This window comes from Variovorax sp. V213, from assembly GCF_041154455.1.
Taxonomy (GTDB): domain Bacteria; phylum Pseudomonadota; class Gammaproteobacteria; order Burkholderiales; family Burkholderiaceae_C; genus Variovorax.
Map to the genome: position 1 here is coordinate 4,665,495 of NZ_AP028664.1, position 24,264 is coordinate 4,689,758.

A 24,264-nucleotide genomic window follows, 5' to 3' on the forward strand; every position below is an offset into this window, starting at 1 on the left:
CTTTCGCTACGGCAGATAGCCCAGCATCCGCATCGCGGCGCCCAGCGCCGTGCGGCTGCCTTCCATCGCATTCCAGGGTGTGTTGCCGACGGCCAGTCGCTCGCCGATGTTGGCGACAGTCCAGTGCGCGGCACTGCCCAGGTCCGGCAGCTCTTCCCAGGCCAGCGGCACCGACACACCCAGGCCCGGGCGGGCCCGCACCGACCAGGCGCAGGCTGTGGTGGCTCCAAAGCCGTTGCGAAGATAGTCCGCGAAGATCCTGCCCACGCGGTTGCGCGGCCCGCTCTTGGCGACGAAGCGCGCCGGCACGGTGCGCGCCAGGTGCTCGACGATGGCGCGCGAGAAGCCACGCACCTCGTCCCAGCCGAACTGGCGCCGAAGCGGCACCACCACATGCAGTCCCTTGCCGCCGCTGGTCTTCACGAACGCCGGCAGGGCCAGTTCGTCCAGCAGCACGTGCACCAGCAGCGCCGCCTCCTGCATCTGCTGCCAGTCGACACCTTCGCCCGGGTCGAGGTCGAAGGTCATGCGGTCGGGCTTGCCGAGGGCGCGCGAGGTGGCGTTCCAGGTGTGCAGCTCGATGGTGTTGAACTGCGCGGCGCCAAGCAGCGCCCGGGCGGTGTCGATCTGCAGCAGCGGGTCGTGCCCGGGGTCGAGTGCGGGATCGAGCAGCTTGATGCCGGCGATCTCGCCGTGCCGCGCGTGCTTCTGGAAGAACAGCTCGCCGCCTACGCCGTCCGGCGCGCGCACCAGCGCCACGGGGCGGCCCTGGAGGTGGGGCAGGATCGACGGCGCCACGGTGGCGTAGTAGGCCGCGAGCTCGCCCTTGGTAATGCCGCTCGCGGCGTCGATCACGCGCTCGGCATGGGTGATGCGCGGCGGGGGTGCCTTTTTCGAGACTGCCATGGACACACTCCTTCAGCCTCCAGGCTGGCGCCCGGGGCCATCGCGCGACGTAGGAGCGCGGCGGCGTGCGCCGTAGGGGCTCAGGCGGCGCTGGCTGCGTTCACCATGGGCCCGAGCACGCGCTCGCTCGGACGCGCGAAATAGAACCATTCGGCGCCGGGCAGCGCGAGCGCATTGGGGAAGACGATGAACCCGTCGTCCGGCGCGCTCACCAGCGTGCCGTCGTGCCGCATGCCGATGGGCTCGCCGCGCTGCACCGGATCGAAGGTGGCCCAGTCGCGCACGAAGCTGTCCTCTTCGTCGAGCCGGTCCGTCACGCTCGCCAGGCGCAGCAGCTGGGGCGGCTTGGGCGGCTCTATCGCCAACCCTGGCGGCAGCGCCGCCATGCCGAGCAGCGCCAGCGCGCGGCGAATGGCGCGCCACGCCACCTCGGGCGCCCGCGGATCCCGGTGCTGGCCGCATTCGAGCGTGACGCCGTAGCCGCCGCAGTTGCGGATGTATTCGTTGGTGCCGCGGCCGAAGTCGAGCGCGTCGTCGCCGGCCGCAGCGCCCGGCGCCGCGCGCTGCGCGAGTCCGGCGGCGTAGATGTCGAGCCAGCCCTCCACCACGATGGGCGTGCCCAGGTGCAGCGCGAGCGCCCCCTCCTCGCTGGCGCGCGCAAAGGGTTCGAGCGAGCCATTGTTGTCTCGCGGGCCGATCATCGCGAAGGCCTCGCCCTCGCTCTGGAAGGAATGCAGGTCGAGCAGTACGTCGTGGCGCTCGATGACCGGGCACAGCATGTTGGTCACCTTGCCTTCGTAGTCTGCGGGCTCGGCCACGGGTTTGAACTGGCGGTTGAGGTTGCGCTCGCCTTCCCGCTGCAAGCGCCGCCGGGCCAGCGGATTGGCGACGGGCACCAGCGTCAGCTGGCCTCGCAGCAGCTGGAGCGTGCCGCCGTCGAGCTCGGCCAGCACGCGTTCGATGCCCGCGGTGCCGCAGGTCTCGTCGCCGTGCACGCCGCCCAGCACGAGCAGCCGGGGGCCAGGATTCAGCGAGGCCACGGTATGGATGCGCAGGTTGTCGGTTGCGGCGCCGGCAAAGGGATCGGAGGACATGCGGGCGATTATTGCGGAGGCCTTGCCCTCGGCGCAAAGTTGCTACTCGTTTCATAGCGGCGCGGCCAACGTGGCCCCGGCCGCGAAGGCATCGCACGGCGCGGCGCGGAGGGCCTACAGGCCATGCATCGACTGTCCTACCGGAGGCGATCCCGGCGCCATGCAGGCTTCAGCCAGACCATATCGAGAAGGAGCAGTGCCATGAGCAGCAGCAAGCCCCGTACGAAGGCTCCGGCCGATCCGAGCGATCCTCTGCGGGACGCCGGTGGCGGCAACACCAAGATCGAACAGGGCGGCGATTCGGCGCCGCGCCTGCCGCATGAGCACGACCAGTCTTCCGACAGCCAGGAAGCGCAGGACGGGCAGCCGAGCGAAGTGGGCCGCAAAGGCTACGACGACATCGAGCGCGGCACGGTCGACACCGACCGCGGCCCCGTGGCGGACCGCGTCTACAACGACAAGGTCAAGCGCTGAGCCGCGCTTACTTCTTGCCCACCCCAGCGAGTTGCTCGCGCATCGACGAGATCACCGCGCCGTAGTCCTTGGCGTTGAAGATCGCGCTGCCGGCCACGAAGGTGTCGGCGCCGGCGGAAGCCACGCGCGCGATGTTGTCGGCCTTGATGCCGCCGTCCACTTCGAGGCGGATGTCCCGGCCGCTCTGCTCGATGCGCCTGCGCGCGAGTTCGATCTTGCGCAGCGCCGAATCGATGAAACTCTGCCCGCCGAAGCCGGGGTTCACGGACATGATGAGAATCAGGTCGATGTCGTCGATGGCCCAGTCGAGCGCTTCCAGGCCCAGGCCGGGGTTGAACACCAGGCCCGCCTTGCAGCCCGCGCCCTTGATGGCCTGGATGCTGCGGTTCACATGCGGCGAGGCATCGGGGTGGAAGCTGATGTAGTCGGCGCCCGCTTCCGCGAAAGATGCGGCCAGCGCGTCGACCGGCTGGATCATGAGGTGCACGTCGATCGGCACCGGCTCGCCGTCCGCCGTCTTGGCGTAGGGCTTCAGGGCCTTGCAGATCATCGGGCCGAAGGTCAGGTTCGGCACGTAATGGTTGTCCATCACGTCGAAATGGATCCAGTCGGCGCCGGCGGCGATGACTTTGGCCAGTTCGTCGCCAAGATGGGCGAAATCGGCGGAAAGAATGGAGGGGGCGATGCGGAACGTCGTGCTCATGCGCCGATTGTCGCAGCGAGCGGAAAACCCGGAAAGCAGCGCAAAACGAGGCTCCAGTTACCATCGCGCGCATGCCGCACAGCCCCATCAGTGTCCAAGTAGAGCCGCGCTATCTCGCGGACCAGTCCTCGCCGAAGGACAAGATCTACACCTTTGCCTACACCGTCACCCTGACCAACGTGGGCGAAATCGGTGCCCAGCTCATTGCGCGCCACTGGCTCATCAACGACGCCTCGGGCCATGCCCAGGAGGTCAAGGGCCTGGGCGTGATCGGCCAGCAGCCGCTCCTGGCGCCGGGCGAATCGTTCCGCTACACCAGCGGCTGCCGCCTGCAGGCGCCGAGCGGCACCATGCACGGGAGCTATTTCGTGGTGACCGAGGACGGCGAGCGCTTCGACGTGCCGATTCCGATGTTCGTGCTGGAAGCCGACATCGGCGGCGCACCCGTTTCACGGGTGCTGCATTAGTACTCTCCCTGGCGTCGCGCACTTCCCCGGCAACGCCGGTTCCGCGGTGTTTCCAGCCTGACTCCTTTCTTCGCCAGGGGATCGACAGAAAACGCCTTTGTCCTGCATCGCCGGGATGGCACCGTGCGACACTGTCGGCCGGGCAGCCCGCGCTTTGGCGAGCGGTGGCGTCCATCCCCGGGAATGGGCGCGCTCAACGTGCGCGTGGGTTTTTATTTCGCTTTTCGTCTGGCGCTGCGCGCGCACAGCGTCAACCTCGGTGACCGCGTGCGCATCCGCGGCGCAATCCGTGCACGCTGGCGCAGCCGGTCCATCAGTTTTTTTCTACCTGCATGAATCTGACGAGTCTCTTCAACGACCTGCTGGGCTTCTGGTCCGAGTGGCTGCGCCCTTCGGCGGGCCTGCCGACCGTGCTGTGGTCGCTTCTGCTGGCCGCCGCCGCCGCCTCCGGCCACCTGGTGCAGCGCTACCTGGGCTTGCCCAAGGTGGTCGGCTATTCGGCGGTCGGCGCGGTGGTCGGCCTGGCCGGCTTCGAAGGCGCCATCTGGCCGCTGCGCGGCATCAGCCTGTTCCTGCTGGAACTGGGCGCGGCCGTGGTGCTGTTCGAGGCCGGCGGCCGGCTGCCGCTGCGCTGGTTCCGCCACAACCCGATGGTGCTGGTGCAAAGCCTGCTCGAAGCCACGCTCACCTACTTCGGCGTGTTCTGGATGCTGCAGTTGCTGGGCCTGCCCGATCCGGTGGCCAACCCCATCGCGCTGATGGCCATCGTCGCTTCGCCGGCAGTGCTGAGCCGCGTAATCATCGACACCCGCGCTTCCGGGCCGGTGACCGAGCGCGCGATGACGCTGGCCACGCTCAACACCTTCTATGCGCTGACGCTCGGCTATGCGCAGGCGGGCCTGATCGAGCGCGCGCCGCAAACGCTGCTGCAAACGCTCTATCCGGTGGCGGTGGTGCTCGGCCTCTCGTTCGTGATCGGCGGCATCCTGGCGCTGGCGCTGCGCACGGCCCTGCGCTTCATGAGCCCGACGAGCGAGAACACCTCCATCCTGCTGCTCGCGCTCATCGCGGCCGCCAGCGCCCTCACGGCCCACGTCGGCGGCTCCGCTCCGCTGGCCGCGCTGATCGGCGGGGTGCTGCTCAAGACGCTCAACCCCAAGCCCTGGGCCTGGCAGCGGCAGCTCGGCACGGCCTCGTCGCTGCTCACCATGCTGATGTTCGTGCTGGTGTCCATCGTGGCGGCGCAGGCCGACTGGACCCTGCCGGTGGCCAGCTTGGTGCTGGCGGTGATCGGCATCCGCCTGTTCGCCAAGATCGCCGGCGTGGCCATTGCCAACCCGGGCAGCGGCGCGAGCTGGAACCAGGCTTTCTGGGTCGGCTGCGCGATGTCGCCGCTGTCGTCGATCGCGCTGCTCATCGCTTCGAATTTCACCACCGCGTCGCCATTGCTCGGCACCATGATCACGCAGGTGGCCCTGCCCTCGATTCTCCTGATGGAAGTCCTGGGTGCCGTGATCGCCACCGTGGCCATCCACGCGGTGGGCGAAAGCTCGGTGCCCTGGACGCCCCAGGCCTTCAGCACCACGGAGGACACGCAGCGATGACCGCGGCCATGGCCTTTCCCGACAACTCCAACATGTCCAACGCGGCGGACAGCGACGACTTCCGTTCCGCACCGCTGCCCGTGGACCCAGAGAGCCGCGTGGCCAAGCTTGAGCCCTTCAACCACTCCGAAGCGCTGTCGCTCGGCGTGGAGCTCGAGCTCCAGCTCGTCAACACGCACGACTACGACCTGGCGCCCTATGCGGAAGACATGCTGCGGCTGATGGCGCAGACGCCGCTGCCCGGCAGCGTGGTGCCCGAGATGACCTCGAGCATGATCGAGATCTCCACCGACATCTGCCACTCGGCGCAAGACGTGATCAAGCAGCTCTCGCCGATCCGCGAGGCGCTGATCAAGAATGCCGACAAGCTCAACATCGCGGTGGTGGGCGGCGGCACGCATGCGTTCCAGCAATGGCACGAGCGGCGCATCTACGACAAGCCGCGCTTTCGCGAGTTGTCGGAGCTCTACGGCTACCTGAGCAAGCAGTTCACCATCTTCGGCCAGCACGTGCACATCGGCTGCCCCGATGCCGACGCGGCGCTCTTGATGCTGCACCGCATGTCGCGCTACATCCCGCACTTCATCGCGCTGTCGGCCTCGTCGCCGTTCGTGCAGGGGCAGGACACGCAGTTCGATTCGGCCCGGCTCAACTCGGTGTTCGCGTTTCCGCTGTCGGGGCGTGCACCCTTTACCTTGAGCTGGAAAGAGTTCGAGGCATATTTCGAGCGCATGACCCGCACCGGCGTCGTGCGCAGCATGAAAGACTTCTACTGGGACATCCGGCCCAAGCCCGAGTTCGGCACCATCGAGATCCGCGTGTTCGACACGCCGCTCACCGTCGAGCGCGCCGCCGCGCTCGCTGGCTACGTGCAGTCGCTGGCCGCCTGGTTCCTGCAGGAGCAGCCTTTCGAGCCGACGGAAGACGACTACCTCGTCTATACCTACAACCGCTTCCAGGCCTGCCGCTTCGGGCTCGATGCGGTGTACGTGGACCCCGCCAGCGGCCAGCACATGCCGCTGCGCGACCACATCCTCATGACGATGACGCAGCTCGAATGGCACAGCGAGGCGCTCGACGCCACGCAGGCCTTGGGTGAGCTGCGCACCAGCGTCGAAGCCAACCGCAACGATGCGCGCTGGCTGCGCGAGAAGCAGGGCAAGGAGCGCCTCCTGGCCGAGGTGGTGCGGCAGGCAGCGTGCGCTTCCGCGGTGCAGCCTAGTTGACCTGATTCAGGCGGCCACGGCCTCCTGCGAGAACTGCCTGCGGTAGGCCGTGGGCGAGGTCTTGAACGCCGCGACGAAGTGCTTTCGCAGCGACACCGCCGAGCCGAAACCTGCATCGGTGGCCACACGCTCGACGGGGTGGCCGGTGGTCTCCAGCAGCCGCTGGGCCAGCGCCAGTCGCTGGTTCTGCAGCCATTGGCCGACCGTGGTGCCCGTGGCTTCGCGAAAGCGCCGCGTGAAGGTGCGCCGGCTCATCAGCGCGCGCCTGGCAAGGCTGTCCAGCTCATGCGGGCTGTGGACATGGCGGCCCAGCCATTCGAGCAGCGGCGCGAGGCGGTCGCTCTCGGCCGCGGCAGGCACCGGCCGCTCGATGTACTGGGCCTGCCCGCCCTCGCGGTGCGGCGCAACGACCATGCGCCGCGCGGCACGATTCGCGGCCTCGGCGCCGTAGCGCACGCGCAGCAGGTGAAGGCAGCAGTCGATGCCCGCGGCCGTGCCCGCGGACGTGAGCACGTCGCCGTCGTCGACATACAGTACCTCGGGCTGCAGCGTGACCTTCGGATATTGCCTTGCGAAGGCTCCGGCCAGGTTCCAGTGCGTGGTGGCCGGGCGGCCGTCGAGCAGGCCCGCCTCGGCCAGCACGAAGGCCCCCAGGCACAGCCCGACCACGATGGCGCCGCGGCGATGGGCCGCCTGCAATGCACGAAGGAGCGCGGGCGGTGCGGGCCGCCCGTCGTCGCGCCATGAAGGCACCACCACGATCTGCGCCCGCCGGATGGCTTGGAGCCCGTGCGGCACCACGAGCGTGAAGCCCGCGTTGGTTCGCAGCGGGCCCGGCTCCACGGCGCATACCTGGAGACGGAAACGCGGGGCGCCCGCCTCCGTGCGGTCTTCGCCGAAGACCATGCACGGCACGGACAGGTGAAAGGGGCTGATGCCGTCGAAGGCCACGACGGCGATGGTTTCGGCAGGCTTGCTCTTCATGGCCCGATTTTATCGATGAATGGCTTTCGGGCCACTTTCTCGCACGAGCCGCTGCGAGAACAATCAGCGTCATTCCACAACCCACATGAACGGAGCAACCCCACCATGAGCAACAACCCCGCACCGCGCCGCGCCCTCGTCGTGATCGACGTCCAGAACGAGTATTTCGAAGGCGGCGGATTGCCGATCGAATACCCGCCCGTCGAGCAGTCGCTGCCGAACATCGCCAAGGCCATGGATGCAGCCCATGCAGCCGGCACGCCCGTGGTGGTGGTTCGCCACCATGCACCCAAGGGCGCCCCGGTGTTCCAGGCCGACACCCGCAACGGGGAGTTGCATCCGGAGATTGCCAGGCGGCCGCGCGACCACCTGGTGACGAAGACATTGCCGAGCGTCTTCACGGGCACCGACTTTGCCGACTGGCTTGCGCGCCATGAGATCGACACGCTGAGCGTGGCCGGCTATATGACCCAGAACTGCGATGCTTCCACGGTGTTCGAGGCCATGCATCGGGGGCTGAACGTGGAATTCCTGTCGGACGCGAGCGGCGCGCTGCCTTATTCGAATGCAGCAGGCCAAGTCAGCGCCGAGGAGATCCACCGCGTGTTCAGCGTCGTGTTCCACAGCAATTTCGCGGCCGTGACGAGCACCGACGCGTGGATCGCCGCCATGCGGGCCGGCCAGGCGATCGAGAAGGACAACGTGCTGATGTCGAACCGGCGTGCGCGGGCATGAGTGTTGTAGCGCTTATGCTTGCCCCATGGGTGAATTCGACCTGATCGCACGCTACTTCAAACGCCCCGCCAAGCGCTCTCCGCTGGGCGTGGGCGACGACTGCGCCCTGCTCGCACCGGCACCCGGCATGCAGCTCGCCGTGTCGTCCGACATGCTGGTCGAAGGCCGGCACTTTCTCTCGACCGTCGATCCGGCGCGGCTCGGCCACAAGGCGCTGGCGGTGAACCTGAGCGACCTTGCAGCCTGTGGCGCCAAGCCGCTGGCTTTCACGCTCGCGCTCGCGCTGCCCGGTGTCGACGAGCCTTGGTTCGAAGGCTTTTCACGCGGGCTCTTTGCGCTGGCCGACGAACACGGCTGCGAGCTCGTGGGCGGCGACACCACGCGCGGCCCGCTCAACATCTGCATCACGGTGTTCGGCGAGGTGCCGGCCGGTGCGGCATTGCTGCGCTCGGGCGCGCGCGCCGGTGACGATATCTGGATCAGCGGCACGCTCGGCGACGCGCGGCTGGCGCTCGAAGTGTTTCGCGGCACGCTTGCAATGCCCGCCGATGTGTTCGCAATGGCACGGCAGCGCATGGAGCAACCCACCCCGCGCGTGGCGCTGGGCGTGGCCCTGCGCGGCACGGCTTCAGCGGCAGTGGACGTGAGCGACGGGCTCGTCGGCGACTTGGGCCACATCCTCGCCTCGAGCCGTGTGGGCGCCACGCTTGACGCCGATGCGGCCGTGTCCGTCGTGGTCGCCGCCGCGGCCTCGGGCCTCGGCACCGACGTGCTGCGCACCTGCGCGCTCTCGGGCGGCGACGACTACGAACTGGTGTTCACCGCGGCGCCTTCAGCGCGCGCCGCGGTCGAGCAAGCCGGCAAGGAGAGCGCCACGCGCGTGACGCGCATCGGCCGCATCGAGGCCGATGCCGGCCTGCGCATCGTGGACGCCAGCGGCGCGCCGATTGCCCAGCGATTCGGCTCCTTCGACCACTTCGCGTGATCAGGATCCGCGGACCATGGCCTGCATTTTGGTCTGGGCCGCGTTGATGGCCTTCGAATGGCCATTGAGGTCCTGCAGCATCCTGTTGAGTTCCGCCTGCACGGCCGGATCGCTCACGGTCATGGATGCGCCCGACACCTGGATCTTCGACTTGTTCTTTTCGATGTAGTCGCCCACCGCGAGCGCGCCGTCGAACACGGAATCGAGCGCAGGGAAAACCTCCTTGAAGGTGGCGGCCGGTGCCGCGACGGTCTTTTCATAGGCCTTGTCGTAAACCTGCTTCAGGTCGTCCGGCTGCTTGAGCCTGGCATGCGCGGCGTCGGCCTTGGCCAGTTCCTGGTCGAGCGCGGTGCGCAGGCCGCCCAGGCCGTCCTTGGCCGCCTTGAGGTCGTCGCGGCGCGATGCCAGGTCGGCCACCGATCGCAACGCGCCCTTGGCCATCACCTGACTCATCGGCTGGCCGACCGACTTGTTCATGCCTTCATTGAAATCGGCAATCACCGCGTAGTGCTGCGCATAGTCGCCGAAAGAGGCTTTCTCGTCCGCGGTGAGCGTGGGCACGCGCAGGCCCGGCTTGTCGAGCACGCGGGTCTGCAGGAAGCCGATGAAGGCGGTGCGTTGTTCCGCTTCCTTGCTGCCGCAGGCCGCGAGCAGCACGCTGAATGCGAGGCACAGCCACAAGGCGTTGAAACGGACCAGGGTTCTTTTCATGATGACCATGCCTTCGCTTGAGAATGAGCCGTCGAGCATACGATGGCCGGCAGCCCCGGCGAATACATCGGACGGCATGGCAAAGGCCTAGAGCGATTGCTTCAGCACGTCGATGAAGCTGCGCGCCGCGGCCGACAGCGAATGCCCGCGCTTGGTCACCACCGAGATGTCGCGCGCCACGCGCGGTGCGCTGAGCATCTTGATCACCAGCGACGGATCGCCCGCGGCCCGTGCAAAGGCCGAGGGCATGATCGACGCGCCCATGCCGCAGGCCGTCATCCACAGCGCAGTCGAGAGGAACGACACCTCGTTCACCACGTCCAGCGCCACGCCGGCCTCGGCCGCGGTGCCGTCGATGAGCGGCCGCACGCCATAGCCGGGACGCACGGTGATGACAGGGTGGCGGCCGAGATCGGTCCAGCGCACCACGCGCGCCTTGGCCAACGGATGGTCGCTGCGGCACACCAGCGCGAGGTGGTCGCGCATCAGGCGCTCTGTCTCGACCTCGGCGCCGGGCCGCTCGGGCGTGCCGATGCCGAAGTCCACATGCTCGCCGAGGATGCGCGAAATGAACTGGTCCGGCGCGCAGTCGTTGACCAGCACGCGCACCTTGGGATGCTGCTGGCTGAATATGCGCAGCGCATCGGGCAGCAGCATCGAGGCCAGCGTCGGCGTGATGGCCAGGGTCACGCGTCCGCGCTCGAGCGTGGCCAGTTCGCGAAAGTCGGCCGAGAGCGAATCGACGTCGCGCAGCACGCGCTCGACTGTGGCGAGCATTTCTTCCGCCGCGGCCGTGGGCTTGAGCGAGCGCGTGGTGCGGTCGAACAGCCGCGTGCCCAGTCCCTCTTCCAGCTGGCGGATCAGCATGCTCACCGCCGACTGGGTCACGAAGAGCCGCTGCGCCGCCGCGCTGAGCTTGCGCAGCTGATAAACCGCCAGAAAGGCGCGCAGCTGGCGGATCGTAGGACTGAAGTTCGCATTCATCAGAAAAGATGATATTTCATTCTGAATTTCTTGATTTACGAATGAATTCCGGCATCGTTCAATCCCCATCAAAACAAAACTACATGACATCAAGGGGACGCGATGACGGCAACGATGCCTCGCAGGGCGCACCACGGACTTCGCCGGCAGATGTTGCTGGCTGCGGCCTGCGCGCTCTTCGCCGGCCCCTCGCTCGCGCAGTCCCCGGCCGGCGACTTTCCGAACAAGCCCATTCGCATGGTGGTGACCTTTCCGCCCGGAGGCAGCGCAGACGGCGTGGTGCGCATGCTGGTGCCCCGGCTGAACGAGAAGCTCGGCCAGCAGGTGGTGGTGGACAACCGGCCCGGCGCCGGCGGCAACGTGGGGCTTTCGCTGGTGGCCAAGGCGCCGGGCGACGGCTACACGCTGGGCGTGGGCGCGGCCGGTGCGCTGTCGGCCAACACCAGCCTGTATCCGCAGATGCCCTTCGATCCGCTCAAGGACTTCAAGCCGGTGGGCATGCTCGCGGCCATTCCCTTCGTGATCGTCGGGCACCCCTCCGTGGGCGCCAGGACGCAGGCCGAACTGATCGCACTTGCGAAAGCCAGGCCGGGCTCGCTCTCCGTGGGGCATGGCGGCAACGGCACGGCCATGCACCTGTCGGCCGCGCTGTTTTCGCAGATGGCCGACATCAAGCTGGTGGAAGTGCCCTACCGCGGCTCCGGGCCGGCGGCGCTCGATGCGCTGGCGGGCCAGATTCCGCTCGCGATGGTCGACCTGCCCTCGGCGCTGCAGCAGATCAAGGCGGGCAAGCTGATCGCTTTCGCGGTGACGAGCCCCGGGCGGCTTCCAATGCTGCCCGACGTACCGACGGTGGCCGAGGCCGGCCTGCCCGGCTATGACTCGACCGGCTGGTTCGGCGTGGTGGCGCCCGCAGGCACGCCCGCCGCCGTGGTGGCAAGGCTCAATGCCGAGATCAATGCCGCACTGGCGGACGAACAGAACAGGGCCGCGATGCGCAACCTCGGCGTGGAGCCCGCGCCCGGCTCGCCCGAGGCCTTCGATGCCTACATTCGCGCCGAAACGAAGAAGTGGGCCAAGGTGATCCAAGACGCCCGCATCAAGCTGGACTGAATGCCCGGAGAAGCCATGACAGACAAGACCCTCGATGCCGACGTGCTGATCGTCGGCGCCGGCCCGGTGGGGCTCACGCTCGCGATGGACCTGGCCTCGCACGGCGTCTCGGTGATCCTCTGCGAAACCCGCCGTTTTGCCGAAGCGCCGAGCGTGAAGTGCAACCATGTCTCCTCGCGCACCATGGAGCAGTTCCGCCGCCTAGGCGTGGCGCAGCAGCTGCGCGATGCGGGGCTGCCCGCGGACTACCCCAACGACGTGGCGTTTCGCACCAGCGTTGTGGGCATGGAGCTCGCGCGCATTCCCATTCCGTGCCGGCACGACCGCTACACCGAGACCCAAGGGCCCGACGCCTGGTGGCCGACGCCCGAACCGCCGCACCGCATTAACCAGATCTACCTGGAGCCGATCCTGCTCAGGCACGCGGCAGCACTGCCCGGCGTGCAGCTGCTCAACCGCACCCAGTTCACGGCGTTCACGCAGGACAGCGATGGCGTGAGCGCGGCGGCAACCGATCTCGACAGCCACGCGACACGCCATATCCGCGGCCGCTACCTGGTGGGCTGCGACGGCGGCGGTTCTGCGGTGCGCAAGCAGATCGGCGCCAGGCTGGAGGGCATGGCCGTGGTCCAGCGCGTGCAGTCGACCCTCATCCGCGCACCGCAGCTGCGCGCGCTGATTCCGGGCAAGCTGGCCTGGTCCTACTACGCGATGAACCCTCGCCGCTGCGGCACGATGTTCGCCATCGACGGACATGAGACCTGGCTGGTGCACAACCACCTGAACGCCGAGGAGCCCGAGTTCGATTCGGTCGATCGCGACCAGGCGCTGCGCAACATCCTGGGCGTCGGGCCCGAGTTCTCGTACGAGGTCGTCAGCAAGGAAGACTGGGTCGGCCGCCGCCTGGTGGCCAACCGGTTCCGCGAGGGTCGCGTGTTCCTGGCGGGCGACGCGGCGCACCTGTGGGTGCCGTACGCGGGCTACGGCATGAACGCAGGCATTGCCGATGCGCTCAACCTCTCGTGGCTGCTCGCGGCGTGCGTGCGGGGCTGGGGCGACGAAGGCATTCTCGATGCGTACGAAGCCGAGCGCCTGCCGATCACAGAGCAGGTGTCGAACTTCGCGATGGACCATGCGCAGAAGATGATCCGCGCGCGCCGCGCCGTGCCGCAGGACATCGAGGCGCCCGGCCCCGAAGGCGACGCGCTGCGCGCCGAGATCGGACGCGAGGCCTACGAACTCAACGTGCAGCAGTTCTGCTGCGCGGGCCTGAATTTCGGCTACTTCTACAGCGGCTCGCCGATCATCGTGGCCGATGGCGAGCACGCGCCGCCGGCCTATTCGATGGGCGGCTTCGCCCCTTCGACCGTGCCGGGCTGCCGCGCGCCGCATTTCTGGCTGGCCGACGGCCGCTCGCTCTACGACGCGTTCGGCCCGGGCTACACGCTGCTGCGCTTCGACCGCAGCGCGGACGTGTCGGCGCTCGAACGCGCGGCACGCGCCTACGGCATGCCGCTGGCCGTGGTCGACATCGACGCCGCGGACGTGCCGCGCGCCTACATGCACCGCCTGGTGCTGTGCCGCGCCGACCAGCATGTGGCCTGGCGCGGCGCCCACGTGCCGCCCGATGCCTACGAGCTGGTGGCGCTGCTGCGCGGGGAAGCACGGCGCCTTGCGGGCCACAGGCGGCAGCTCCGATGGGAAGGCGTGGTGGCCTGAACGGCACTGTCCGTCAGCGGCGCCGCGGCGCAACGAAGCGGGCAACCAGCCCTGCCGCCAGCGCGGGCGCGACTGCAAAGCTCGCGAACAGCCAAAGCGCGGCCGATCGGGCGCCCGCGGCACCGCCCGGCTCCGACAGGCCGGCTGCGTTTGCCACCAGCCCCGCCACCGCCGCACCCACCGCCATGCCGTAGAGCTGCACGGTCGTGATCGAGGCAGATGCCAGGCCTTCCTGCCCGGCCGGCGCGAGCGACATCACGCGCGTGACCAGGTGCGGCCATCCGATGCCCACGCCCAGCCCGACGGCCGCCAAGGCGACGCCGGCCAGCAAGGCCTCGAGCCCCGGCGCCGGGCGGCCGGGCGCCGGCAGCAGCAGCGCGAGCGCGGCAAGCCCCAGCGTGCAGGCCACCGGCCCGGCGCGCAGCATGCGGTCGGCGCCCGCGCCGCTGCGCCCCGACGACAGCAGCGAACCCACGCTCCAGCCGCCGGCCATCGCGGCCGTGAGATAGCCTGCCGACAGCGGCGAATGGCCGTGCAGCAACTGCAGGAAGTACGGCACGAAGATCTCGGTGGTGGTGCCGATCAGGAGCAGCACCACGCTCGCATAGATGGCGCCCATCGGCGCACGCACCGCATAGGCGCCGGTGGGCAGCAGCCGCACCGCGGCACTCCGGTCGATCCGCGTGGCGGCCACGCCGATCGCCAGCCCCAGCGCCACGCCGGCGGCCTGCCAGGCGAGCGCCGGCAGGAACTCGCTCGCCGCGATCACCAGCACCGATGCCGCCAGCAAACCGATCTGCGCTGCGGGGATGCGCGGCATGCGGGCCGCGCGCTCGTGCCGTACGCCGGCCGCGGGCCGCAGCTGCACCATGACCAGGAGCCCCTGCAGCGCCGCCAGCGGCAGCAGCGACCAGAAGGCCCAGCGCCAGTGCCCCGCCTGCGCGAACAGGCCGCCCACCGCCGGCCCGCAGAGCGTGGCCACGCCCCACATGCCCGACACCAGCGCCACCGCGCGAGGCCACAGCCGCGGCGCGAACACCAGTTGGATGAGCGCATAGCTCAGCGCCGCGAGCAAGCCGCCGCCCAGCCCCTGCACGGTGCGGCCCGCCAGCAGCCAGGGCATGGCCGGTGCGAGCGCGCACGCCATCGAGCCCGCGGTGAACGCCGCCAGCGCCGCCAGGCACGCGCCGCGCGGTCCCAGCCTGGCGAGCAGCCGCACGGACAGCGTGGCGCCGAGGATCGACCCCACCACGAACAGCGTGGTGCTCCAGGCATACCAGTCGAGCCCGCCGATTTCGTTCACTACCGACGGCAGCACGGTGGTCACGATGTGCACGTTGACCGCATGAAGCGCGACGCCGCCCGTCAATGCCACTGCGCGCCAGCCGTTGCGCCCGCTGAACACCTCGCTCCAGGTGGTGGTGGCGGGCGGCGGGCGCAGCCGCGGGGAACGGTCGGCAACGGCAGGGGAGTCGGATGAGGCACTGGTCATTTGGCGCGGTCCGTGGCGGGCGATCGGGAGCAAGCAAGGCCCGGATACTAGGCCCGAGTCCTGAATTAAACAAGCTATTACTTTGATAAATAGAGGGTCTTGGACAGGCTCGCGAATGCGCGACACTCTGGCCTTGATGCAAGCTGCTTCTTCCCCTTCTCCCAGCCCTTCTTCCTCCGCAGGCGCCATGCCGCAAGCCACGCCCCACCGCCCGACGGCAGGCTTCCTGCTGTCCCACCCGGCGCATTTCATCGCCCTGGGCTTCGGCTCCGGGCTGCCGCGCATCGCGCCCGGCACCGTCGGCACGCTGTGGGCCTGGGCGGCCTTTGCCGTGATGCAGCTGTGGCTCTCGCCCGCCACCATCGGCTGGGTCATCCTGGCCTCCCTGCCCATCGGCTGGTGGGCCTGCAGCGTCACGGCACGCGACATGGGCGTGGCGGACCCAGGCAGCATCGTGTGGGACGAGGTGATCGCGTTCTGGATCGTGCTCTGGCTCGTCACGCCGGCGGGCCTGCTCGCGCAGGTCATCGCGTTCGGGCTGTTCCGCTTCTTCGACGCCGCCAAGCCCGGCCCGGTGGCCTGGGCCGATGGGTTGTTCAAGCAACGCGATGCCACCGAGGTGCGCTGGTGGCGCGCGGGCTTCGGCATCATCCTGGACGACCTGGTGGCGGCGTCCTGCACGCTGCTGGTCATTGCGCTCTGGCGCGCATGGTGAACCTCATGGAGCCCTCGACCCCGCCGAACTTTCTTGCCGACCAGGCCACGCCTGCGCTGGTGGCGGCCACGGCCGACCTGCTGCTGAAAAAAGGCTGGATGCTGGCCACGGCCGAAAGCTGCACCGGCGGGCTCATTGCGGGCGCGTGCACCGAACTCGCGGGCTCCAGCACATGGTTCGAGCGCGGCTTCGTCACCTATTCGAATGCGGCCAAGACCGAGTTGCTCGGCGTCGATGCGCGCCTGATCGAGGCCCATGGCGCGGTCAGCGAGCCCGTGGCGCGTGCCATGGCCGAAGGGGCCATCGCGCGCTCGCAGGCCCATGCCGCGGTGGCCGTGACCGGCGTGGCCGGCCCGACCGGCGGCAGCCCCGAGAAGCCGGTCGGCACCGTGTGGTTCGGCTGGTCGGTCGGCGGGCAGGTTCGCACCGAGCGCCGCCGCTTCGAGGGCGACCGCGCCGCCGTGCGCGCGGCCACGGTGCACTACGCGCTCCAGACATTGGTGGGCCTGCTCGGCCCGCATCCCGACACAACAAAAGAGGCCCCATGACATGACAGCAGCAGCCAATGCCCAGACCATCGAGCGCCTCTACGAGGCTTTTTCCAGGCTCGATGCCCCCGCCATGGCGGCCTGCTATGCCAGCGACGCGGCATTCGACGACGAGGCCTTTTCGCTGCGCGGCCGGCGCCAGGTGGGCGGCATGTGGCGCATGCTGTGCGATGCCACCCGGGCCAAGGGCGCCGACGTCTGGCGCCTGACCTGGCGCGACGTGCGCGCCGACGAAACGAGCGGCCAGGCCCATTGGGACGCGCACTACCGATTCAGCGCCACCGGCCGGCTGGTGGACAACAGCGTCGATTCGCGCTTCGGCTTCACGCCCGAGGGGTTGATTGCCACGCAGCGCGACAGCTTTCCATTCTGGACGTGGTCGCGCCAGGCCTTGGGCGCCCCCGGTCTTCTGCTTGGCTGGACGCCGATGCTGCGCAACAAGGTGCGCGCCACCGCGGCCGCCAACCTCGCCACTTACCTTGCACGCCAACCATGAGCAACAGCAACCTCGTCATCACCAACAACGAAGCCCAGCACCGCTACGAAGCCAAGCTCGAGGGCCAGCTCGCGGCGTACGCCGAATACAACCTGCTGACCGACGCCATCATGTTCACCCACACCGAAGTGCTGCCCGAGCACGAGGGCAAGGGCGTGGGCTCCGGCATTGCGCGGCACGTGCTCGGCGAGGCGCGCGCCAAGGGCCTGCACGTGATCCCGGTGTGCCAGTTCATCGCGGGCTACATCCGCAAGCACCGCGAATACGCCGACCTCGTGCGGCCCGACATCCAGCGCGCCTTCAAGATCTGAGGGCTTCGGCCTTCGGCGCGGGCAGCCATGCGAAGGCCGCGATGCCCAGCACCAGCAGCAGGGCGATGGTGGCCAGCACGGCCGTGAGCGGATCGCCGCCATGCGCCGCGGCCACCGAGGCCGCGATGCCGGTGCCCCACTGCATGAGCGCCACACCGAGGAACATCGCCATGGTGAACACCGCCATTGCGCGGCCCGTGAGCGTGACCGGGTAGGCCACGCGCACGTCGGCGTATTGCCAGACGATGAAACCCGAGAGCACGCCGATGAGCACCATGCCGCCGATGTCGAGCCAGGCCGAATGCGTGAAGGCGATGAGCGCGAACAGGCCCGCATAGCCGAGCGCGCAGGCCACGATCCAGCGGCGGCGCGCAGGGCCGTCGCGGTCCAGGCGCCCGAACAGCGGTGCGCCGAAGAGCGAGATCACCGACACCGCCAGCGCGACGTTGCCGCTCTGCACCAGCGAGTAGCCGTGGCGCTCCATCATGAGCGGCCCGAGCCACAAGCCGCGCAGCGAGATGAACGCGGCGTAGGTCACTGCGCCGAGCAGGACGATGCCCAGCGTGTGCGGCATGGCGAGCAGTGCGCCGAACTGGCGGATGGCCTCGGGAATGGATTCGTTCGCCCGTGGAACGGCCGACGCGGGCTCGTGCACCCAGTGCCAGATCGCGAGCCACGCCAACGCCGAGGCCACGGCCAGCACCAGGAACCCGGCGCGCCAGGAATACGCCTGCACCAGCCATGCGAGCGGCGTGCCGGTGGCCAGCATGCCGAGGCCGCCGATGGCCAGCACCAGGCCCGACACGGTGGCAAAGCGGGCCGCCGGAAAGTGCCGCGCGATGAACACGGTGCAGACCAGGAAGGCCGGTGCGCAGCCGATGCCGATCAGCGCCTGCCCCGCGACCAGGACCAGGTAGCTCGAGGACACCGCCGACAGCAGCGCCCCCGCGATGGCGACCGGAAAAGCCACCAGCACCGTGCGCCGCACGCCGTGCAGGTCGATGCCGATGCCCATGAAGAGCTGCATCGCGCCGAAGGCGAAATGAAAAGCGCCCGAGAAAATGCCGAGCGCCTGGGCCGAGAGCCTGAAGTCGGCCTGCAGCGGGCTCGCCATGATGGCGCCCACGGTGCGGAAGGCCTGGCTCAGCGCCACGCCGGCGCAAAGCGCGAGCACCATGGCCCACGCCGCACGCGTTGTCAGCGGTGCGGTGGCCGGCCCGGTGTCAGGCACCGTGGCACTTCTTGTACTTTTTTCCGCTGCCGCAGGGGCAGGGATCGTTGCGGCCGGGGGTCGCCTCCTTGCGGAGGGTCTCGACCTTCGGGCCCAGGCTCTTCCAGAGCTGGCGCAGGTCGTACACGGCCCAGATGGCGGCGCCGAAATCGTCCAGCCGCTGCTGGCTCACGCTGGGCGGGCCGTCGTCGCTGAACATCGAGAGCGTGGGCTTGGCCTTGTCGTCCTCGGTCAGCGCCACGATGTTGTCGAGCGCGTCGTCCAGCATCTGCGCGGCTTCCTTGTCGCGCGGAGCGGCCCAGTCTTCCGGCCAGTTTTCGACCGCGTACATGAAGCCCAGCGCCCAGACCTGCGCGAAGGAGGGAATTTCCTCGCCCTCGACCGCGGCGCGCTCTTCCTCGGGCAGCGAGGCAATGGCGCCGCGGGTGTCGAGCACTTCGGGCTGCCAGCTGCGCTCGTCGTCGAGCGACTGCACGTCGGCGTCCAGGCCTTCCTCGATTTCGAGCCAGCGGCGCTTCCAGTTCCAGACGAACTCCATGTGCTGGGCCGGCACGAAGCCATCGCCCAGCAGCACGGGCCAGTATTCGGCCGGCTCGATGGGCCGGCGGGTGCAGATCAGCGCGGCCATGAAGCCTTCGCAGAACTCCCACTGGGGAATTTCCTCGTCATGCTCGCGCATGGCGTCGAGCGCCTGGTCGAGGGCGTCGAAATCGTCGGGGCCGAGGGGGGTGGAAGCGGGCGCTGCGGCCTGGGGGGTGTCGTTGGTGGTCGTCATGGCAAGTTCGGGGCAGCCCTCTATGATGCAGCAGGCTCCGGCAGTCCACTCATCTCCATGCCCACGATTATTCCGTTTCCAACGCGTTACAGCGCCTTTGCCCTGTGTGTGGCGGGCCTGGCCGCCAGCCTGGTCGCCGTGCTGGCGTCCCCGCACCTGTGGGCCGCCTGGGTGGCGCTGGTGGTTTTTGCGGCACTCAGCGGCACCGGCGTGCACGACCTGCGGCAGACGCGCCACGCCATCCTGCGCAACTATCCGGTGATCGGCCACCTGCGCTTCCTGCTGGAATTCATCCGGCCGGAAATGCGCCAGTACTTCATCGAGAGCGATTCCGAGGCGGCGCCGTTTTCGCGCGCGCAGCGCTCGCTGGTGTACCAGCGCGCCAAGGGCGACCCCGACAACCGCCCTTTCGGCACGCAGCTCAACGTGACGATTGCGGGCTACGAGTGGATCAACCACTCCATGCAGCCGACCCGCCTGGAAAACCACGATTTCCGCATCGTGATCGGCGGCACGCCGCAGCCGGCGGAGGCCAACCCTGCACAGGTCTGTACTCAACCTTACAGCGCGAGCGTATTCAACATCTCGGCCATGAGCTTCGGCGCGCTGTCGGCCAACGCGATCCTCGCGCTCAACCAGGGCGCGAAGATGGGCGGCTTTGCCCACGACACCGGCGAAGGCTCCATTTCGCAGCACCACCGCGTGCATGGCGGCGACCTGATCTGGGAGATCGGCTCGGGCTACTTCGGCTGCCGCAACGAGGACGGCAGCTTCAACGCCGAGCGTTTCAGCGCCAACGCGCGCGATCCGCAGGTGAAGATGATCGAAATCAAGCTGAGCCAGGGCGCCAAGCCCGGGCACGGCGGCGTGCTGCCCGCGCCCAAGGTCACGCCCGAGATCGCGGCCGCGCGGGGCGTGCGGGTAGGCGTGGACTGCATCTCGCCCTCGTCGCACAGCGCGTTCTCCACGCCGGTCGAGATGATGCATTTCATCGCCAGGCTGCGCGAGCTGTCGGGCGGCAAGCCCACGGGGTTCAAGTTCTGCCTCGGCCATCCGTGGGAATGGTTCGCGATCGTCAAGGCCATGCAGGCGACGGGCATCACGCCCGACTTCATCGTGGTGGACGGCGCCGAGGGCGGCACGGGCGCTGCGCCGGTCGAGTTCAGCGACCACGTGGGCGCGCCGCTGCAGGAGGGCCTGCTGCTGGTGCACAACACGCTGATTGGCGTGAACCTGCGCCACCGCATCAAGCTGGGTTGCGCCGGCAAGGTGATCACGGCGTTCGACGTGGCACGCATGATGGCGCTCGGCGCCGACTGGTGCAACGCGGCGCGAGGCTTCATGATGGCCCTGGGTTGCATCCAGGCGCAAAGCTGCCACACGGGCCATTGCCCCACGGGCGTGACCACGCAGGACCCGGTGCGCCAGCAGGCGCTGGTGGTGCCGACCAAGGCCGACCGCGTTCGCAACTTCCACCGCAGCACGCTGCATGCGCTGCAGGAGCTGGTGCAGGCCGCCGGCCTCGACCATCCGCAGCAAATTACCGCGCACCACATCGTGCGGCGCATCTCCGACACCGAGGTGCGGCTGCTGAGCAACCTGGTGATGCAGGTGCAGCCGGGCGCCCTGCTCGGCCCGCTCGACAAGCAGCACAACGTGTTCCGCACCTACTGGCCGCTGGCCAGTGCCGAGAGTTTTCAGCCTGTGACACAGGGGCCGCACGGCCTGGTGTCGAATCTCGCGCTGGCCGCATGAACCCCTTGCGACGCGGCGCTTCGGCGCGGCTGCAGGGCGCCAAGGGTGCGGCCTCGGCGCCCGCGCCCCTCGACGCGCAGCCCTTTGCGCCGGCCCCTGGCGACTACGCCGAGTTCTTGCGCATCACGCTGCCCAAGCAGCAGAAGAACGTGGCCAGCCACCGCCTGGGCAGCGAGCGCGTGTGGCTCAAGAAGGCCGGCCCGCGCCATGGCAAGTGGGGCTACCGCGTGATGGCGGCGGTCGCGCGCATGGCGCGGCTGGACATCATCAAGCCGGTGCCCAATCCGGGCGGCGAAGCGGCCATTGCCACCGAGGCCCGGCGCCTCAGGCAATTGGCGGCCGCGGGCCTGCGCGTGCCCGCGGTGCTGGCGCAGCAGCCGGACGGTCTGCTGATTTCGGATCTTGGCGAGAGTGGCCGCAGCACCGTCGTGCTGCAGGAGCGGCTCGACCAGGCTGCGGCGGCCGGGCCCGCCGCGCTGCTGGCGGTCTGGCGCGAGGGGCTGGCCGCGATCGCACAGGTGCATGTGCGCGGCCAGCACCTGAGCCAGGCCTTCGACCGCAACCTCGTGCAGTGCCCCGATGGGGTCATCGGCTACATCGACTTCGAGGACGACCCGGCTGAAGTGATGACGCTGGCCGAGTGCCAGGCGCGCGACTGGCTCAGCTACCTGCACTCCACGGCCATGATGCTGGAGGCCGCCGCACCCGAAGCCGCCGGCCAGCACTGGCACGCCGCGCTCGCCGAGGTGGGCGAGGAGGTGCGCCAGCGCATCGCCGAGGCGGCGCGGCGCATGAAATGGGCCCAGCGCCTGCCGGCCAGCCGCCGCTGGGGCCGCGACACGCAGCGCGTGCGCGCGGTGGCGCGGCTCCTGGGGCGCTGGCACGGCGCGCCGCCGGCTTCGGCCTCCTCCAGTTAGAGCGCCAGCACCGCCTGCACCACCACGCCTTGCGCCGCGAGGCGCTTGCGCATGGTCAGCACGGCCTGGTCCTTGCTGAGCAGCCGTGCGCGCCGCGCGACCGCCAGGTCGATGAAGACCTGGTCGTCCGGGTCCTTGCAGACGCAAGGGGCGCGTGGCGGCGCCTCCGCAACCAGTTGCACGCGCTCGTCGAAGGCCGCCAGAACGGCCTCTGCCGCCAGGTTCCTGCGCGCCAGCCGGGCCGCGATGAGCGGATAGCCGAGCACCCGCGCAAGCTCGTTGCGCATGGCGGCGGTCGCCAGCCAGCGCAATTCGCAGGCCGCAAGAGCGGCGGCCAGCGGCAGGCAGTCGGGGTTGTCGAACACCAGCAGATCGAGCGCGATGTTGGTGTCGATGACAACGAAGGCGCCCGGCGCGGCGTTTGCTTCTTCCGGAGAAATGAAAATTCGTGCGTTTGGAATAACCCCGATGTTGCACCATGCGCCATCGCCAGGCGCAAACGGTATCGTCCATTCACAATCTGCCGCGCGGGCCGTGGCCGGCGCCTTTCGAAACTTCCGATGATGAAACGACCTTCCCTGCTGCTGCTCGCCCTTTTGGCCGGCCCGCTGGCCCATGCGGAGTGGCTCACCCTGGCTGGCTCGGCCGGGGAGGCGACCAACAGCTATGTGCAGGTCGACCCCACCAGCGTGGTGGTGGACGGAAGCAAGCGGCTGGTGGCGGTGCGGATCAGCCTGGCCGAGCCCCGTACCAGCCAGGAGGGACTCAAGTTCCGGTCTGTCACGGCAAAGGCGAGCGTGGATTGCGAGGCCCGCAAGGCACGCTACGTGAGCGCCACCTACTTCGGGCAGCCGAACTTCGTCGGGCCGGCGATGGCGGTGCTGGAGTTCGACGAAACCGATGTCCGTCCGATGAAATTCGACGGCCTGCCGGGGGACCTGGCGGCCAGGACGGTGAACGCAGCGTGCGGCGTGGGCGCGAAGTAACCCTGCGCCGGATCGCCGGCCTGCCTACTTTCTGGCCGAACCGGCCACCATGTCGAAGCGGAACAGGCGGCATTCGATGGGCCCGTTCCACATCGGCACGCGGCGCGACTCCTTGAGCCGCATGCGCTTGGGCAGTTTCAGGTCGGGCGTGAGCACCCAGGCGGTCCAGCCGGGGTAGTTCTTCTTCCAGTGCGTGGCGAGTTGCGGAAAGAACTCGCCGCCGTCCCCGCCTTCGCCGCCGCCCTCTCCGTTGCCGGGCGTCTGCGCGGCCTCGCGGGCGCCGAAGCGCGCCACGCCGCCGACCTCGATCCGCTCACCGTAGGGCGGGTTGAGCATGATCACACCGCCCCCGGCGGGCGGCATGCGCTGCAGCGCGTCGCCGCCGCGGAATTCGATGGCCTCGGCGACGCCCGCGCGCTCCGCGTTGCGTTCGGCAAAGTCGACCATGCGGTGCGAAACGTCGGAGCCGAAGATCGCGACTTCTCGCACGGTGCCCGAGGATTGGGCGTCTTTCCTGATCGCCTCCCACACGTGGGCCTGAAACGGCAGCAGCTTCTCGAAGCCGAAGCGCCGCAGCGATCCGGCCGGGATGCCGCGCGCAATCTGCGCCGCCTCGATGGCGATGGTGCCGCTGCCGCAGCAGGGGTCGTACAGCGGCTCGGCGGCCACCTGGCCGGTTTCGGGGTTCCACCAGCCACTGGCGGCCAGCATGGCGGCGGCCAGCGTTTCCTTCAGCGGCGCATCGCCCTTGTCCTGCCGCCAGCCGCGCTTGAAGAGCGGCTCGCCCGACGTGTCGATGTAGAGCGTGCAGTGCTCGGTGGTCAGGTGGGCGAACACGCGGCAGTCGGGCCACTGCGTCTCGATGCTGGGGCGCACGCCGTTGGCCTTGGCGCGGAAGCGGTCGGCAATCGCGTCCTTGATGCGCAGCGTGGCGAAGTTCAGGCTCTGCAGCGGGCTGTGCTGCGCCGTGGTCTCGATCTTGAAGGTCTGCTTGGGCGTGAACCAGATCTCCCAGGCCACGCCGCTCGCGATGGCGTACAGGTCGTTCTCGCTGCGGTAGGGCGCATGGGCCAGTTCGACCAGCACGCGCTGCGCGAGCCGGCTGTGCAGGTTGAGCTTGAGCGCGTCGCGCCATTCGGCGCGCACCCGCACGCCGCCGCGCAGGGTGAGCAGGTCTTGCCCGACGCGGCCTGTGAGCGCATGGACTTCCTGCGCCAGGAATTCCTCGACGCCGGCGGCGCAAGGCAGGAAAAGAGAAAGATCGTTCACAAGGGGTTTGCCATCATCATCGGCCGGCTGGGGAAACGCCATTGTCGCCGCCCCGGCCGCTTCT

General features: G+C 69.0%; 26 protein-coding genes and 1 pseudogene. 16 read left to right on the top strand and 11 right to left on the bottom strand.

Annotated elements, in window-relative coordinates:
• Nucleotides 1–6: 6 nt before the first annotated feature.
• Both ligD and ACAM55_RS22045 read right to left on the bottom strand, forming a co-directional pair.
• Complete coding sequence (ligD, locus tag ACAM55_RS22040) at nt 7–906, bottom strand: non-homologous end-joining DNA ligase (protein WP_369653563.1); 900 nt, start codon at nt 904–906, stop codon at nt 7–9.
• An 80-nt stretch (nt 907–986) separates the two neighbouring features.
• Nucleotides 987–2,000 (bottom strand): succinylglutamate desuccinylase/aspartoacylase family protein, encoded by a 1,014-nt coding sequence (locus ACAM55_RS22045; RefSeq protein WP_369653564.1) that lies wholly within the window; start codon nt 1,998–2,000, stop codon nt 987–989.
• Nucleotides 2,001–2,201: 201 nt separating this feature from the next.
• On the opposite strand from ACAM55_RS22045, the gene ACAM55_RS22050 reads away from it, so the two are divergent.
• Complete coding sequence (locus ACAM55_RS22050) at nt 2,202–2,474, top strand: hypothetical protein (RefSeq protein WP_369653565.1); 273 nt, start codon at nt 2,202–2,204, stop codon at nt 2,472–2,474.
• 7 nt (nt 2,475–2,481) lie between these two features.
• Here ACAM55_RS22050 and rpe read toward each other — a convergent pair whose 3' ends face one another.
• On the bottom strand, nt 2,482–3,177 hold the full coding sequence (gene rpe / locus ACAM55_RS22055) for a ribulose-phosphate 3-epimerase (RefSeq protein WP_369653566.1): 696 nt from the start codon (nt 3,175–3,177) through the stop codon (nt 2,482–2,484).
• A gap of 71 nt (nt 3,178–3,248) precedes the next feature.
• Here rpe and apaG point away from each other — a divergent pair, with 71 nt between their 5' ends.
• The 4 genes and pseudogenes from apaG to ACAM55_RS22075 all read left to right on the top strand — a co-directional run bounded on the left by apaG (nt 3,249) and on the right by ACAM55_RS22075 (nt 6,474).
• Nucleotides 3,249–3,644, top strand: a complete 396-nt coding sequence (gene apaG, locus ACAM55_RS22060) for a Co2+/Mg2+ efflux protein ApaG (protein ID WP_369653567.1) — start codon at nt 3,249–3,251, stop codon at nt 3,642–3,644.
• A gap of 143 nt (nt 3,645–3,787) precedes the next feature.
• Nucleotides 3,788–3,980 (top strand): annotated as a pseudogene (locus tag ACAM55_RS22065) (hypothetical protein); the annotation flags it as partial.
• Entirely contained in the window at nt 3,977–5,248 is a 1,272-nt protein-coding gene (locus ACAM55_RS22070; RefSeq protein WP_369653568.1) for a cation:proton antiporter, read from the top strand. The pseudogene ACAM55_RS22065 and the gene ACAM55_RS22070, both read left to right, overlap by 4 nt.
• Entirely contained in the window at nt 5,245–6,474 is a 1,230-nt protein-coding gene (locus ACAM55_RS22075) for a YbdK family carboxylate-amine ligase (protein WP_369653569.1), read from the top strand. Before ACAM55_RS22070 ends, ACAM55_RS22075 begins: the two co-directional genes overlap by 4 nt.
• 6 nt (nt 6,475–6,480) lie before the next feature.
• On the opposite strand, the gene ACAM55_RS22080 is transcribed toward ACAM55_RS22075, so the two are convergent.
• On the bottom strand, nt 6,481–7,458 hold the full coding sequence (locus ACAM55_RS22080; protein WP_369653570.1) for a GlxA family transcriptional regulator: 978 nt from the start codon (nt 7,456–7,458) through the stop codon (nt 6,481–6,483).
• 105 nt (nt 7,459–7,563) lie between these two features.
• Here ACAM55_RS22080 and ACAM55_RS22085 point away from each other — a divergent pair, with 105 nt between their 5' ends.
• The gene (locus ACAM55_RS22085; RefSeq protein ID WP_369653571.1) at nt 7,564–8,193 is read left to right on the top strand and encodes an isochorismatase family protein; all 630 of its coding nucleotides are present in this window, start codon (nt 7,564–7,566) and stop codon (nt 8,191–8,193) included.
• Between the two features lie 25 nt (nt 8,194–8,218).
• Nucleotides 8,219–9,178: a thiamine-phosphate kinase gene (gene thiL, locus ACAM55_RS22090; protein WP_369653572.1), complete on the top strand. Its 960-nt coding sequence runs from the start codon at nt 8,219–8,221 to the stop codon at nt 9,176–9,178.
• Here thiL and ACAM55_RS22095 read toward each other — a convergent pair whose 3' ends face one another.
• Together ACAM55_RS22095 and ACAM55_RS22100 are read right to left on the bottom strand one after the other, a co-directional pair.
• Complete coding sequence (locus tag ACAM55_RS22095) at nt 9,179–9,889, bottom strand: DUF3053 domain-containing protein (protein WP_369653573.1); 711 nt, start codon at nt 9,887–9,889, stop codon at nt 9,179–9,181. It abuts the gene before it with no gap.
• An 87-nt stretch (nt 9,890–9,976) separates the two neighbouring features.
• Nucleotides 9,977–10,873, bottom strand: coding sequence for a LysR family transcriptional regulator (locus tag ACAM55_RS22100; protein WP_369653574.1), 897 nt, complete (start codon nt 10,871–10,873; stop codon nt 9,977–9,979).
• 102 nt (nt 10,874–10,975) lie between these two features.
• On the opposite strand from ACAM55_RS22100, the gene ACAM55_RS22105 reads away from it, so the two are divergent.
• Together ACAM55_RS22105 and ACAM55_RS22110 are read left to right on the top strand one after the other, a co-directional pair.
• Nucleotides 10,976–11,986 carry a Bug family tripartite tricarboxylate transporter substrate binding protein gene (locus ACAM55_RS22105; protein WP_369653575.1) on the top strand — a complete coding sequence of 337 codons (1,011 nt, stop codon included), beginning with the start codon at nt 10,976–10,978 and terminating at the stop codon, nt 11,984–11,986.
• A gap of 15 nt (nt 11,987–12,001) precedes the next feature.
• Nucleotides 12,002–13,705 carry an FAD-dependent oxidoreductase gene (locus tag ACAM55_RS22110; RefSeq protein ID WP_369653576.1) on the top strand — a complete coding sequence of 568 codons (1,704 nt, stop codon included), beginning with the start codon at nt 12,002–12,004 and terminating at the stop codon, nt 13,703–13,705.
• Nucleotides 13,706–13,718: 13 nt separating this feature from the next.
• Here the strand turns inward: ACAM55_RS22110 and ACAM55_RS22115 are convergent, their stop codons facing one another.
• Entirely contained in the window at nt 13,719–15,197 is a 1,479-nt protein-coding gene (locus ACAM55_RS22115) for an MFS transporter (protein ID WP_369653577.1), read from the bottom strand.
• 187 nt (nt 15,198–15,384) lie between these two features.
• On the opposite strand from ACAM55_RS22115, the gene ACAM55_RS22120 reads away from it, so the two are divergent.
• Genes ACAM55_RS22120 through ACAM55_RS22135 form a run of 4 tightly spaced genes read left to right on the top strand, consistent with a single transcriptional unit; the run spans nt 15,385 to nt 17,267 of the window.
• Nucleotides 15,385–15,912: a phosphatidylglycerophosphatase A gene (locus ACAM55_RS22120; RefSeq protein ID WP_369653578.1), complete on the top strand. Its 528-nt coding sequence runs from the start codon at nt 15,385–15,387 to the stop codon at nt 15,910–15,912.
• Nucleotides 15,906–16,460, top strand: coding sequence for a CinA family protein (locus ACAM55_RS22125; RefSeq protein WP_369653579.1), 555 nt, complete (start codon nt 15,906–15,908; stop codon nt 16,458–16,460). The genes ACAM55_RS22120 and ACAM55_RS22125 overlap by 7 nt, the downstream gene beginning before the upstream one ends.
• A 1-nt stretch (nt 16,461) precedes the next feature.
• Nucleotides 16,462–16,956, top strand: a complete 495-nt coding sequence (locus ACAM55_RS22130; protein WP_369653580.1) for a nuclear transport factor 2 family protein — start codon at nt 16,462–16,464, stop codon at nt 16,954–16,956.
• On the top strand, nt 16,953–17,267 hold the full coding sequence (locus ACAM55_RS22135; protein WP_369653581.1) for a GNAT family N-acetyltransferase: 315 nt from the start codon (nt 16,953–16,955) through the stop codon (nt 17,265–17,267). Before ACAM55_RS22130 ends, ACAM55_RS22135 begins: the two co-directional genes overlap by 4 nt.
• On the opposite strand, the gene ACAM55_RS22140 is transcribed toward ACAM55_RS22135, so the two are convergent.
• Together ACAM55_RS22140 and ACAM55_RS22145 are read right to left on the bottom strand one after the other, a co-directional pair.
• Nucleotides 17,257–18,444 (bottom strand): nitrate/nitrite transporter, encoded by a 1,188-nt coding sequence (locus ACAM55_RS22140; RefSeq protein ID WP_369656455.1) that lies wholly within the window; start codon nt 18,442–18,444, stop codon nt 17,257–17,259. The two genes, ACAM55_RS22135 and ACAM55_RS22140, sit on opposite strands and share 11 nt — an antisense overlap.
• Nucleotides 18,445–18,490: 46 nt before the next feature.
• A complete protein-coding gene (locus ACAM55_RS22145) occupies nt 18,491–19,273 on the bottom strand; it encodes a UPF0149 family protein (protein WP_369653582.1) in 783 nt (260 codons plus the stop codon).
• A gap of 57 nt (nt 19,274–19,330) precedes the next feature.
• Here ACAM55_RS22145 and ACAM55_RS22150 point away from each other — a divergent pair, with 57 nt between their 5' ends.
• Nucleotides 19,331–21,028: an FMN-binding glutamate synthase family protein gene (locus ACAM55_RS22150; RefSeq protein WP_369653583.1), complete on the top strand. Its 1,698-nt coding sequence runs from the start codon at nt 19,331–19,333 to the stop codon at nt 21,026–21,028.
• Complete coding sequence (locus tag ACAM55_RS22155; RefSeq protein ID WP_369653584.1) at nt 21,025–21,945, top strand: hypothetical protein; 921 nt, start codon at nt 21,025–21,027, stop codon at nt 21,943–21,945. Before ACAM55_RS22150 ends, ACAM55_RS22155 begins: the two co-directional genes overlap by 4 nt.
• On the opposite strand, the gene ACAM55_RS22160 is transcribed toward ACAM55_RS22155, so the two are convergent.
• Nucleotides 21,942–22,385 carry a putative toxin-antitoxin system toxin component, PIN family gene (locus ACAM55_RS22160; RefSeq protein WP_369656456.1) on the bottom strand — a complete coding sequence of 148 codons (444 nt, stop codon included), beginning with the start codon at nt 22,383–22,385 and terminating at the stop codon, nt 21,942–21,944. The two genes, ACAM55_RS22155 and ACAM55_RS22160, sit on opposite strands and share 4 nt — an antisense overlap.
• 123 nt (nt 22,386–22,508) lie before the next feature.
• On the opposite strand from ACAM55_RS22160, the gene ACAM55_RS22165 reads away from it, so the two are divergent.
• Nucleotides 22,509–22,931 carry a surface-adhesin E family protein gene (locus ACAM55_RS22165; RefSeq protein ID WP_369653585.1) on the top strand — a complete coding sequence of 141 codons (423 nt, stop codon included), beginning with the start codon at nt 22,509–22,511 and terminating at the stop codon, nt 22,929–22,931.
• A 24-nt stretch (nt 22,932–22,955) separates the two neighbouring features.
• Here the strand turns inward: ACAM55_RS22165 and ACAM55_RS22170 are convergent, their stop codons facing one another.
• Nucleotides 22,956–24,200 (bottom strand): class I SAM-dependent RNA methyltransferase, encoded by a 1,245-nt coding sequence (locus ACAM55_RS22170; protein ID WP_369653586.1) that lies wholly within the window; start codon nt 24,198–24,200, stop codon nt 22,956–22,958.
• Nucleotides 24,201–24,264 lie beyond the last annotated feature (64 nt).